1 protein-coding gene is annotated in these 14,214 nt (G+C 74.2%); it reads right to left on the reverse strand.

Going from position 1 to position 14,214, the window contains the following annotated elements:
- Positions 1-27: 27 nt before the first annotated feature.
- Entirely contained in the window at positions 28-14,154 is a 14,127-nt protein-coding gene (locus ACWC0C_RS15885) for a type I polyketide synthase (protein ID WP_450864517.1), read from the reverse strand.
- Between the last annotated feature and the right edge of the window lie 60 nt (positions 14,155-14,214).

The following is a 14,214-nucleotide window of genomic DNA, read 5'->3' on the forward strand; positions in this document are numbered from 1 at the left end:
CTGTCGTTAAAGGTAGAGCGCCAAGAACTAGGAATTTTCTAGATCTTGATCGATCAGATCGAAGATGTCGTCGACCGTCGCGTCCTGCAGCTGCCGCTGCGCATCGGCGGATTCCGCGCCCTGCCCGCCGGCGGAGTTCACCAGGGACAGGAGTTCCTGCAGCCGCCTGCGCACCCCTGACCGGACCGTCTCCTCGGCGGAGGCGGCCGTCGAGATCACCGTCTCCAGCCGGTCGAGCTCGCTGAAGACCGACACCTCGTCCGGGCCCGTCTCGCCGACGAGTTCACTGCGCAGGTGACGGGCGATCGCCTCGGGCGTCGGGTGGTCGAAGACCAGCGTCGCCGGCAGGGTCAGCCCGGTGTCGGCGGTGAGCCGGTTGCGCAGCTCCACCGCGGTCAGCGAGTCGAAGCCAAGGTCCCGGAACGCCAGGTCCGGTTCCACCGCCGCGGAGCCGCTGTGGCCGAGTACGGCCGCCGCGTGCGCGCACACCGTGTCCACGAGCAGGCGTTGCTGTTCCCCTTCGGACAACGCGGCCAGCTTCTCCTTCAGCGCGGAAGGCTCCCCGGCCCGCCCGGCGGGCCCCTCTGCGAGGGCGTCCCTGACCTCGGGCAGGTCGCTCAGCAGCGCGCTCGGCCTGCTGACGGTGAACGGGACGACGAACCGCTCCCAGTCCACGTCCGCCACGGTCACCATGCCCTCCCCGCCGCTCAGCGCACCGTGCAGCGCGGAGATCGCCCGGTCCGGCCGCAGGACGGTCAGGCCGCGCTGCCGCAGCCGCTCCTCGTCCCCGGCGTCGGCGACCATGCCGCCCTCGCCCCACGGGCCCCAGGCGATCGCGGTCGCGGCGAGGCCCCGGGCCCGCCGATGCTGCGCCAGGCCGTCGAGGAAGGCGTTCGCGGCCGAGTAAGCGGCCTGCCCGCCGCCTCCCCACACGCCGGAGACGGAGGAGAAGAGGACGAAGGCGTCCAGCTCCTGATCGCCGAGCAGTTCGTGGAGGTGCACGGCCCCGAGGGCCTTCGCGGCGACCGTCGCCGCGAAGTCGCCGAGGCTCGTCTCGGCGAGCATGCCCGCCTCGGCGGTGCCGGCCGTATGGACGACGGCGTTCACCGGGTGCTCGACGAGCAGCGCGGCCAGCGCCTCGCGGTCCGCCACGTCACAGGCGGCGACGGTCACGCGCACGCCCGCCTCCTCCAACTCGGCCTTGAGACCGGCGGCGCCGGGTGCGTCGAGACCGCGCCGGCTGGTGAGCACCAGGTGGTCCGCACCGGCACCGGCGAGCCAGCGGGCCACGTGCCCGCCCAGCGCACCGGTGCCACCGGTGATCAGGACGGTGCCGCGCGGCGACCACGAACCATCGCTCCGGGCGGGCAGCCGCGACAGGCGCCGCGCGAACACCCCTCGGTCGCGGATCGCGACCTGGTCCTCGGCCGACTGACCGAGCACCGCGGCGAGGCGGCCCGCGACCCGGTCGTCGACCGTGCCGGGAAGGTCGACGAGACCGCCCCAGCGCTGGGCGTGCTCCAGCGCCGCCACCCGGCCCAGCCCCCAGACCTGGGACTGGTACGGGTCCGCCACCTCGTCGGCGGGGCCCACGCCCACCGCGTTCCGGGTCGCGCACCACAGCGGGGCGCCGATGCCCGCGTCGCCCAGGGCCTGGACGAGCAGGACGGACAGCGCGACGCCGGAGGTCAGTGCGGCGGCCGCCGGGGCGGCCTCGCCATCGACGGCAAGCAGGGACAGGACACCCGCCACGGGCTCGTCACCGGCCGCTCGGGTGAGCTGCGCGGTCAGGTCCTCACGGCCGGTGGCCGGCTCGACCGGGACCGGCAGCGGGGCCAGGCCCCGTTCGGTCAGCCCGCGGAGGCAGCCGGTGACCCAGTCGTCGCCGAGTTGCGCAGCGCTGACCGGAACCAGCCACATACCGTTCCGGGCAGGGCCCTCCGGGGCGGGTTCGGGTATCGCTTTCCAGGTGACGCCGTAGCGCCAGCCGTCCACGGTGGACTGCTCCTTGCGCTGCCGCCGCCACGACGACAGCCTCGGCAGTACGTCGCTGAACGCGTCGTCTGCCCCGATGTCCAGGGTCTCGGCGAAGGCCTGCAGGTCCTCGCGCTCCACGGTCTCCCAGAACTCCGCGTCCACCGGGTCCAGCGCCGCGGCAGCCGCGGTTTCGGGGGCGTCGATCCAGTACCGCTCGTGCTGGAAGGCGTAGGTCGGCAGGTCGGTCTTGTGCGCACCGGCGAAGAACACGGCCCAGTCCACGGGCACGCCGTGCGTGTGCAGTTGGGCCACGGCTGTCACGAGTGCCTGCCGCTCGGGGCGGTCGGCACGCAGGACGGGCAGGGTGACGGCCTCGTCCACGCAGCCCTGCGCCATGCCGCTCAGGACGCCGCCGGGACCGATCTCCACGAACGTGGTCACACCCAGCTCGTGCAGGGTGTGCAGGCCGTCAGCGAAGCGGACCGCCTCGCGGACGTGCCGGACCCAGTACTCGGGGGTGTACGACTCGGCCAGCCGACCGGTGAGGTTCGAAACGACGGGAATCCGCGGCTCGTTGAAGACCAGACCACGGACCGCCTCGGCGAACTCCTCCAGCATCGGGTCCATCAGCGGCGAGTGGAACGCGTGACTGACCTTCAACCGGGAGGACTTTCGGCCCTGTCGGGTGAAGACCTCGGCGATCTCCAGTACGGCATCCTCGGCGCCGGAGACCACGACGGACCGAGGCCCGTTGACCGCCGCGATACCGACGCCGTCGGTCAGGTGGGGAAGGATCTCTTCCTCGGTCGCCTGGACGGCGACCATCGCCCCGCCGGCGGGCAGCGCCTGCATCAGCGCGGCACGCGCGGACACCAGCTTCGCCGCGTCCTCCAGCGACAGCACCCCGGCCACATGCGCGGCCGCGATCTCACCGACCGAGTGACCCGCCACGAAGTCCGGCCGCACACCCCACGATTCCAGGAGGCGGAACAGCGCCACCTCGACCGCGAACAGCGCCGGCTGAGCGCACCCGGTCCGGTCCAGCGTCTCGGCGTCGACATCGACCGGTGCGTCCAGACGCGCGCACACCTCGTCGTACGCATCGGCGAAGACGGGGAACCCCTCGCACAACTCACGCCCCATGCCCAGGCGTTGCGAACCCTGACCCGAGAACAGGAAGCCGACCTTGCCTCCCGGCCGGCCCTGGACGACTCCGGGGGACGGCGTTCCGGCGGCCAGGCAGCCCAGTTGGCGGCGGAAGTCGTCACAGCTCTCGCCGATGACGGCCGCCCTGTGGCGCAGGGCGCTGCGGGTGGTGGCCAGTGAATAGCCGACATCGGCCGCTGACGTGTCGTCCTGGACGAAGGCCAGCAATCGTCGTGCCTGGTCGCGCAGCGCAGCGCCGCTCTTGGCGGAGAGCACCCACGGCAGGGGGCCGCCGGCGGGAGCTTCGGCGGGCTCCTCGTCCTGGGGCGGCGCCTGCTCGATGATCGTGTGGGCGTTGGTGCCGCTGACACCGAAGGACGACACGGCAGCCCGGCGGGGGTGTTCGGTCTCCGGCCACTGCACGGCCTCGGTCAGCAGGCGGACGTCACCGGCCGACCAGTCGACGTGCGGCGTCGGCTCGTCCACGTGCAAGGTCCGCGGGAGAACGCCGTGGCGCATGGCCATGACCATCTTGATGATGCCGCCCACACCCGCGGCGGCCTGCGCGTGACCGATGTTGGACTTCAGCGAACCCAGCCACAACGGCCGGCCCTCCGGCCGCTCCCGCCCGTAGGTGGCGAGGAGTGCCTGCGCCTCGATCGGGTCACCCAGCTTCGTCCCCGTCCCGTGCGCCTCCACCGCGTCGATGTCGGCGGTGGTCAAGCCCGCGGAGGTGAGCGCCTGGCGGATGACCCGCTGCTGCGCGGGGCCGTTGGGCGCGGTCAGGCCGTTGGACGCCCCGTCCTGGTTCACGGCACTGCCCCGCACCACGGCCAGCACCCGGTGCCCGTTGCGGCGGGCGTCGGACAGCCGCTCCACCAGGAGCATGCCGACACCCTCCGCCCAGCCGGTGCCGTCCGCGCCGGCGCCGAACGCCTTGCACCGGCCGTCCGGGGCCAGCCCGCGTTGGCGGCTGAACTCCACGAAGGCCCGCGGGGTGGACATGACCATCACGCCGCCGGCCAGCGCCATGGAGCACTCGCCGTTGCGGAGGGCCTGGACCGCCCAGTGCAGGGCGACGAGCGACGACGAGCACGCCGTGTCGACGGTGACGGCCGGTCCTTCCAAGCCGAGGGTGTAGGCGATGCGGCCGGACATGATGCTCGCGGAGTTGCCCGTGCCGAAGAAGCCCTCGGAGTCGTCGATCGCGTGGAAGGCCTGGGCGGCGTAGTCCTGGTAGCCGGAGCCGACGAAGACTCCGGTACGGCTGCCACGCACCGACTCCGCGTCGATACCGGCCCGCTCGAACGTCTCCCACGTCGTCTCCAGCAGCAGGCGCTGCTGCGGATCCATCGCCACGGCCTCACGCGGACTGATCCCGAAGAACCCCGGATCGAACTCCCCCGCCTCGTACAGGAATCCACCGTGCCGCGCGTACGTCTTCCCCGTCGCCTCCGGGTCCGGATCGTAGATGCCGTCCACGTCCCAGCCGCGGTCCGCCGGGAAGTCGCCGACGGCGTCGCCACCGGCGGCCACCAGCTGCCACAGGTCCTCCGGCGAACGCACCCCGCCCGGATACCGGCACGCCATCCCGACGATCGCGATGGGGTCGTCGTCCTCGGCGGGTGCGGTCGCCGTCTCCGGTGCTGCCGCAGCGGTGCGGCCGGTGAGCTCGGTGCGCAGCTGCCGGGCGAGTGCCTGGGCGTTGGGGTGGTCGAAGACCAGCGTGGTGGGCAGGACGAGGCCGGTCTCTGCGTTGAGCCTGTTGCGCAGTTCGACGGCGGTCAGGGAGTCGAAGCCCAGGTCCTTGAAGGCCCGGTCGGCCTCGACCTCGCCGGTGCCGCTGTGGCCGAGGACGGCCGCCGCGTGGCTGCGGACGAGGTCGAGCAGCAGCGCGTGCTGCTCGGTCCCGGGCAGCCCGGTGAGGCGGTCGGCCAGGGGCGAGGCGGCGGCCGTGCCGGGCTCGCCGGCGGTGCTGCCCGCGGTGAGGATCCGCTCGGCCTCCGGGAGGTCGCCGAGCAGGGCGCTCGGGCGGCCCACGGTGAACGGGGGCAGGAACCGCTCCCAGTCGACGTCGGCCACCATGGTGGTCGCCTCGCCGGAGTCCAGGGCCTGTCGGAGGCCGGCCACGGCGAGCGCGGCGGGCATCGGGATCAGGCCGCGGCGGCGCAGTCGTTCGTCCGCGCCGTCGCCCTCGGCCATGCCGCCGCCGGCCCATGGGCCCCAGGCCACGGCGGTCGCCGGCAGGCCCTGGGCCCGGCGGCGTTCGGCGAGCCCGTCGAGGAGGGCGTTGGCCGCCGCGTAGGCGGCCTGGTAACCGCTGCCCCACACGCCGGCGATGGACGAGAAGAGGACGAAGGCGTCGAGGTCCCTGTCGGCGAGGAGCGCGTCGAGGTGCAGGGCGCCGGCTGCCTTGGCGGACAGCACGTCGGCGAAGGCGTCCGGCGTCATGGCGTCCAGCGGCTCCAGGTGGTCCACGCCCGCCGTGTGGACGACGGCGTTCACCGGGTGCTCGGCGAGCAGCGCGGCGAGCGCCGCACGGTCGGCGACGTCGCACGCGGCGACGGTGACACGGACACCCGTCGTCGTCAGCTCTGCGGCGAGATCCGCCGCACCCGGGGCGTCGAGGCCGCGGCGGCTGGTGAGGAGCAGGTGTTCGGCTCCGGCACCGGCGAGCCAGCGGGCGACGTGCCCGCCCAGCGCGCCCGTACCACCGGTGATCAGCACCGTGCCGCGCGGCGACCACCGTTGCCCGGCCCGGGTGTTCCGGCGGGTGGCGGTGTGGGAGAGCCTGCGGCCGAACACGCCGCGGGCGCGGATCGCGACCTGGTCCTCGGCCGACTGGCCGAGGACCGCCGCGAGGCGGCCGGCGACCCGGTCGTCGACCGTGCCCGGGAGGTCGATCAGACCGCCCCAGCGCTGCGCGTGCTCCAGCGCGGCGACCCGGCCGAGGCCCCAGACGGCGTTCTGGGCGGCGCTCGGCACCGCGTCCGCCCGGCCGGTGGACATGGCGGACCTGGTCAGCGCCCACAGCGGGGCGTCGATGCCCGCGTCGCCCAGGGCCTGGACGAGCGCGAGGGACAGCGCGGTGCCGACGGAGAGGGCCGGGTGTTGGGGGTGGGGCCGCTCGTCGGTGCCGAGCAGGGAGATGACACCGTCGACCGGGGTCCTTCGGACGGCGTCGCCGAGTTGCCGCAGAAGTGCGCCGCGGTCGGCGGCCGGGTCGACCGCCACCCGGACCAGCCGGGCCCCGCGGGCGGCGAGCCCGTCGGCGACTGCGGCGGTCCACTCGACGGCCTCGGGCTCCTCGGTGGCCAGGAACAGCCAGTCGCCCGGCAGTTGGTGCGCCTGGAAGCCACTGAGCGGCTTCCAGCCCGTGCGGTAGGACCAGCCTTCCACGGCGGACTCCCGGCGCTGCTGCCGACGCCATGCGGACAGCCGGGGCAGCACCATGTCCAGCTGCTCGGCGGGCAGGTCGAGGGTGGCGGCGAGGGACTCGGCGTCCTCGCGCTCCACCGTCTCCCAGAACCCGGCCTCCACGGCGCCGGTCCCCGCGACGGCGGCGGCCGTGGGCGCGGTGGCCTGGAGCCAGTACCGCTGGTGCTGGAAGGCGTAGGTCGGCAGGTCGGTACGCCGGGCGCCGCGACCGGCGAAGAACGCCTGCCAGTCGACGGGGACGCCGTGGATGTGGAGTTGCGCGACGGCGCCGGTGATCGCCTCGGCTTCGGAGCTGCCGGAGCGTGTGGAGGCAACGGTGACCGCGTCGTCCAGGCAGCCCTGGACCAGGGCGCTCAGGACCGCTCCGGGGCCGGTCTCCACGAACGCGGTCACGCCCAGCTCGCCCAGGGTCCGGATGCTGTCGGCGAAGCGTACGGCCTCGCGGACGTGGCGGACCCAGTAGTCCGCCGTGTACGCGTCGATGAGCTCACCGGTGAGGTTCGAGACGACCGGGATCCGGGGCGCCTCGAAGCGCAGACCGCCGACGACGCGGGCGAAGTCCTCCAGCACGGGGTCCATCAGCGGCGAGTGGAACGCGTGACCGACCGTCAACCGGGAGGTCTTGCGGCCCTGTCGGGCGAAGACGTCCGCGACGGCCGCTACGGCGTCCTCGGCTCCGGAGACCACGACGGACCGCGGGCCGTTGATCGCCGCGATGTCGGCGTCGTCGGTGAGGTGCGGCAGGACCTCGTCCTCGGTGGCCTGGACGGCGATCATCGCCCCGCCGGCGGGCAGGGCCTGCATCAGCGCGGCACGAGCCGTCACCAGTGCGGCCGCGTCCTCCAGCGACAGGGCCCCGGCCACGTGCGCGGCCGCGATCTCGCCCACGGAGTGCCCGGCCAGGTAGTCCGGCCGCACGCCCCACGACTCCAGCAGGCGGTGGACGGCGACCTCGTGCGCGAACAGCGCGGGCTGGGTGAAGGCGGTGCGGTTCAGCTCCTCGCCGTCCTCGTGACCGTTCTCGCCGAACGCCACGTCCCGCAGCGGCCGGTCGAGGTGCCGGTCGAGGTGGGCGCACGCCTCGTCGTACGCCTCCGCGAAGACCGGGAACGCCTCGTAGAGTTCCCGTCCCATGCCGGTGCGCTGCGAGCCCTGCCCGGAGAACAGGAAGCCCACCTGGCCTGCGTCGGCGCGGCCGAGTACGACGCCGGGAGCGGGCGTCCCCGAGGCCAGGGCGCGCAGGCCCTCGGCGATCCGGCCGTGGTCGGCACCGACCACGGCGGCGCGGTGCTCCAGGGCGGCCCGGGTGGTGGCCAGGGAGAAGCCGACGTCGGTGAGGGACGGTTCGGTGCCGTCGGCGGTGAGGGACAGCAGGCGCTCGGCCTGGGCGCGCAGCGCGGCCTCGGACTTGCCGGACAGCACCCACGGCACGGTCGCCGGGGCGACGTCGACCGGTGCGACGACGGCCGGTTCGGCCACCGGTGCCTGCTCGATGATGGTGTGGGCGTTGGTGCCGCTGACACCGAAGGACGACACGGCGGCCCGGCGCGGCCGGCCCGTCTCCGGCCAGTCGACGGCCTCCGTCAGCAGCCGGACGTCACCGGCCGACCAGTCCACGTGCGGCGTCGGCTCGTCCGCGTGCAGGGTGCGCGGCAGGACGCCGTGGCGCATCGCCATCACCATCTTGATCACACCGGCCACACCGGACGCCGCCTGGGCGTGACCGATGTTGGACTTCAGCGAGCCCAGCCACAGCGGCCGGTCCTGAGGCCGCTCCTGGCCGTACGTGGCGAGCAGCGCCTGCGCCTCGATCGGGTCACCCAGGGCGGTGCCCGTGCCGTGCGCCTCCACCGCGTCGACATCGGCCTCGGTCAGCCCGGCGGAGGCCAGGGCCTGCCGGATCACCCGCTGCTGCGCCGGACCGTTCGGCGCGGTCAGGCCGTTGGACGCGCCGTCCTGGTTGACCGCACTGCCCCGCACGACCGCGAGGACCTCGTGGCCGGCCCGCACGGCGTCGGACAGGCGCTCCACGAGCACCACGCCCACGCCCTCCGCCCAGCCGGTGCCGTCCGCGCCGGCGCCGAACGCCTTGCAGCGGCCGTCGGCGGACAGCCCGCGCTGCCGGCTGAACTCCACGAACGCGGCCGGTACGGCCATGACGTTCACACCGCCCGCGACGGCCATGGTGCTCTCGCCGTTGCGCAGTGACTGGATGGCCAGGTGCAGGGCGACCAGCGACGACGAGCACGCCGTGTCGACGGTGACGGCCGGACCCTCCAGGCCGAACGAGTAGGCCACGCGCCCGGAGACGACGCTCGCGGCGCCGCCGGTGAGCAGGTGGCCCTCGACGCCTTCCGGGACCTGCGGCAGGCCCGCGCCGTAGCCCTGGTAGGACATGCCGACGAACACGCCGGTGCGGCTGCCTTTCAGGGCGGCCGGGTCGATCCCGGCCCGCTCGAACACCTCCCACGAGGCCTCCAGCAGCAGGCGCTGCTGGGGGTCCATCGCGAGCGCCTCGCGCGGCGAGATCCCGAACAGTGCGGCGTCGAAGTCGCCCGCGTCGTAGAGGAAACCGCCGTCGCGCGCGTACGTCTTGCCCGGGGTGCCCGGGTCGGGGTCGTAGAGGTCCTCGATGTCCCAGCCGCGGTCCTCGGGGAAGCCGGAGATCGCGTCACCGCCGGACGTCACGAGCTGCCACAGGTCCTCGGGCGAGCCGACGCCGCCGGGGAGGCGACAGCTCATGGCCACGATCGCGATGGGCTCGTCGCCGGCGGCGGCCGTGCGCTGCTCCTGCCGTGCGGCGTCCTGCGGACCGAGCAGTTCGACGCGCAGGAACCGGGCCAGGGCCGTGGCGTTCGGGTAGTCGAAGACCAGCGTGGTGGGCAGCTTCAGGCCGGTGTCGGCCGTGAGCCTGTTGCGCAGTTCGACGGCGGTGAGCGAGTCGAAGCCGAGGTCGTTGAACGCCCGGCCGGGCTCCACCGCCGCGGCGCCGTCGTGGCCGAGCACGGTGGCCGCGTGCATGCGGACGAGGTCCACCAGCGTGCGGTCCTGTTCGCCCGCCGGCAGCCCGGTCAGCTTCGCGGCGAGCGCGTTGCCGGCTTCGGCGCCGCCGGAGGCCGGGGCCTCCAGGGCGCGGCGCGCCTCGGGCACGTCGGAGAGCAGGGCGCTGGGGCGGGTGACGGTGAACGGGCCGATGAACCGCTCCCAGTCGAAGTCGGCGACGGTGAGGGCGGTCTCGTCGTCGGCCAGCGCCTGCTGGAGCGCGGAGATCGCGAGGGCGGGCCGCATGGGCGGCAGGCCGCGGCGGCGCAGCATCTCCTCCCCGTCGCCGACGCCGGCCATGCCGCCCTCGGCCCAGCCGCCCCAGGAGACGGCGAGCGCGGTGCGCCCGTGTGCGCGCCGGTATGCGGCGAGGGCGTCCAGGTAGGCGTTGGCCGCCGCGTAGGCGCCCTGGCCGGCGCCGCCCCAGATGCCGGCGCCCGAGGAGAACATGACGAACGCGTCGAGTTCCTGACCGGCCAGCAGTTCGTCCAGGTGCGTGGCACCCGCGGCCTTGGCCGCCACCGTGCCGGCGAACGCGGCCGGGTCGGAGTCCTCGATCATGACGTGGTCGCCGATGCCCGCGGCGTGGACGACGGCGTTGACGGGGTGCTCGGCCAGCAGCGCCCGCAGGGCGTCCCGGTCGGCCGCGTCGCAGGCGACGACGGTCGCGGTCGCGCCGAGTTCCCGCAGTTCCGTGACGAGTTCGGCGGCTCCGGGCGCCGCGGGGCCGCGGCGGCTGGTGAGCACCAGGTGCTCCGCACCCGCACCGGCGAGCCAGCGGGCCACGTGCCCGCCCAGCGCACCCGTACCACCGGTGATCAGCACCGTGCCGCGCGGCGACCACCCCTGGGCGGGGCCCGTCGCGCGGGCGGCCCGGACGAGCCGGCGCCCGAAGACGCCCGAGGCGCGGACCGCCACCTGGTCCTCGGCCGCCTGACCGAGGACGGCAGCCACGCGGGTCGCGGTACGGGCGTCCAGCCGATCAGGCAGGTCGAGCAGTCCGCCCCAGCGCTTCGGGTATTCCAGCGCCGCCGACCGGCCGAAGCCCCACACCTGCGACTGCAGCGGGCGGTCCACCCGGTCGGAGCGGCCGGTGGCCACCGCGCCGCGCGTGGCGCACCACAGCGGGGCGTCGACACCCGCGTCGCCGAGCGCCTGCACCAGGCAGAGGGTCGCGGCGAGGCCGTGCGACAGGCCGGGGTGACCGGGCGAGGCGCTCTCGTCCTCGGCGAGCAGGGACAGCACGCCGGCCACCGGGCCGATGCCGGCCAGTTCGCGGGCCAGCGTCGCGCGGTCGGTGCCGGGCCCGGTGGCGAGCGTCACCAGTTCCAGGCCGCGCTCGCCGAGCGCGGTGTGGACCGAGGCCGTCCACTCGGTCTCCCGTGCCACGACGAGCAGCCAGGTCCCGGACGCGCCGGGCTGCGGGAGCGCGCCGAGCGGCTGCCACGTGACGCGGTAGCGCCAGCCGTCGACCACGGACTGCTCGCGGCGCTGACGGCGCCACGCGGACAGCCGGGGCAGGATCGCGCTCAGCGAGGCGTCCGCGCTGACGCCGAGGGACGCGGCGAGGGACTCCGCGTCCTCGCGCTCGACGCTGTCCCAGAAGCCGGAGTCCGCCGCTTCGTCCGGGGTGCCGTCGGCGGCCAGGTGCCCGTCCCCTTCCAGCCAGAAGCGCTCACGCTGGAAGGCGTAGGTGGGCAGGGTGACACGGTGGGCGCCGGGGAAGAGCGCCTGCCAGTCCGGGGAGACGCCGTGCACATGCAGTTCGGCGAGCGCGGTGACGACGGCCTGCTGCTCGGGGCGGCCACCGCGCAGGAGGGGCACGGCGACCGTGTCGTCCGCGCAGGCCTGCGCCAGGGCGCTGAGGACGCCACCGGGGCCGATCTCCACGAACGTGGTCACACCCAGGTCGCCGAGGGTCTCGATGCCGTCGGCGAAACGCACTGCTTCACGGACGTGCCGGACCCAGTACTCGGGGGTGTACGGCTCGGCCAGCCGGCCGGTGAGGTTCGAAACCACCGGAATCCGCGGCTCGTTGAAAACCAGACCACGGATCGCCTCGGCGAACTCCTCCAGCATCGGGTCCATCAGCGGCGAGTGGAACGCGTGACTGACCTTCAGGCGGGAGGTCTTGCGGCCCTGTCGGGTGAAGACCTCGGCGATCTCCCGTACGACGTCCTCGGTTCCGGAGACCACGACGGACCGCGGACCGTTGACCGCCGCGATACCGACGCCGTCGGTCAGGTGCGGCAGCACCTCGTCCTCGCCCGCCTGAACCGCCACCATCGCGCCGCCCGCGGGCAAGGCCTGCATCAGCGCCGCACGCGCGGACACCAGCTTCACGGCGTCGTCCAGCGACAACACGCCCGCCACATGCGCGGCCGCGATCTCACCGACCGAGTGACCCGCCACGAAGTCCGGCCGCACACCCCACGATTCCAGGAGGCGGAACAGCGCCACCTCGACCGCGAACAGCGCCGGCTGAGCGCACCCGGTCCGGTCCAGCGTCTCGGCGTCGACATCGACCGGTGCGTCCAGACGCGCGCACACCTCGTCGTACGCATCGGCGAAGACGGGGAACCCCTCGTACAACTCACGCCCCATGCCCAGGCGTTGCGAGCCCTGACCCGAGAACAGGAACCCGACCTTGCCCTGGGAGCGGGCGCGTCCCAGCGTCACGTTCGCCGCCGGTTCGCCGGTGGCGAGAGCGGTGAGGGCTTGCCGGAGCTCGTCCGGGCCCTGTGCCAGGAGCACCGCGCGGTCCTCGAACGTCTCGCGGGAGGCGAGGGAGAGGCCGATGTCGCAAGCCGTCCAGCTCTCCGTCCTATCGAGGTGGCCGGCCAGCCGGGCCGCCTGGGCGCGCAGCGCCGGCTCGCCCTTGCCCGACAGTACCCACGGCACGAGTGCGCCGGAGTCGGGTGTGGGGGGCAGCTCCGCCGTGGCGGGCGCCTGCTCGATGATGGTGTGGGCGTTGGTGCCGCTGACCCCGAAGGACGAGATCGCGGCGCGGCGCGGGCGGTCCGACTCGGGCCAGTCGATGTCCTCGGTCAGGAGCCGGACGTCACCGGCCGACCAGTCCACGTGCGGCGTCGGCTCGTCCGCGTGCAGGGTGCGCGGCAGGACGCCGTGGCGCATCGCCATCACCATCTTGATCACACCGGCCACGCCTGCCGCGGCCTGCGTGTGGCCGATGTTGGACTTCAGCGAGCCCAGCCACAGCGGCCGCTCCTCGGGCCGCTCCTGGCCGTACGTGGCGAGCAGCGCCTGCGCCTCGATCGGGTCACCGAGCGTCGTACCGGTGCCGTGGGCCTCGACGGCGTCCACGTCGCCGGGAGCGAGCCCGGCGGAGGCCAGCGCCTGCCGGATGACCCGCTGCTGCGCCGGACCGTTCGGCGCGGTCAGGCCGTTGGACGCGCCGTCCTGGTTGACCGCACTGCCCCGCACGACCGCGAGGACCTCGTGGCCGTTGCGCACGGCGTCGGAGAGGCGCTCCACGAGCACCACGCCGACGCCCTCGGACCAGCCGGTGCCGTCCGCGTCCGCGCCGAACGCCCTGCAACGGCCGTCGGGCGACAGGCCGCGCTGCCGGCTGAACTCCACGAAGACGTTCGGGCCGGCCATGACGGTGACGCCGCCGGCCAGGGCCATCGTGCACTCGCCGGTGCGCAGCGACTGCATGGCCAGGTGCAGGGCCACCAGGGACGACGAGCAGGCCGTGTCGATCGTGACGGCGGGGCCTTCGAGGCCGAAGGTGTAGGCCACCCGGCCGGAGACGACGCTGGACGCGCCGCCGACGAGACGGTGTCCTTCGACGCCTTCCGGAGTGCGGCGCGCATCGGCTCCGTAGCCCTGGTAGGCCATGCCGACGAAGACGCCGGTCCGGCTGCCGCGCAGCTGCGCGGGGGCGATCCCCGCCCGCTCGAAGGCCTCCCACGAGGTCTCCAGCAACAGGCGCTGCTGCGGGTCCATCGCCAGGGCCTCGCGCGGCGAGATCCCGAAGAAGCCGGCGTCGAAGTCGGTGGCGCCGTAGAGGAATCCGCCGTCGCGCGCGTACGTCTTGCCGGGGCGATCGGGGTCGGGGTCGTAGAGGGCGTCGACGTCCCAGCCGCGGTCCGACGGGAACGCGGAGATGGCGTCGCCGCCGGACGTGACCAGGTCCCACAGGGCTTCGGGCGAGTCGACGCCGCCGGGCAGGTGACAGCTCATCGCCACGATGGCGATGGGCTCGTCGTCGGCGGCGGCCGCGTGCTGCTCCTGCGGCGCGGCGGCCTGCGATCCGAGCAGCTCGCTCTGCAGGAAGCGGGCGAGCGCCGTGGCGTTGGGGTGGTCGAAGACCAGCGTGGACGGCAGCGCGAGGCCGGTCGCCGTGTTGACCTTGTTGCGGAGTTCGACGGCGGTCAGGGAGTCGAAGCCGAGGTCCTTGAAGGCCCGGTCGGGCTCGACCTCCGCCGCCGAGGAATGGCCCAGGACGGCCGCGACGTGCGCGCGGACCAGGTCGATCAGGGTCTGGGTGCGCTCGGCCTCCGGCAGTCCGGCGAGCCGGGCCGCCAGGGGCGCGACGGGGCGTCGGTGACATGCGTGTTGTCCGGCTGTACAATCGTGTTGTTGTCG

The organism is Streptomyces sp. NPDC001709, from assembly GCF_053596375.1.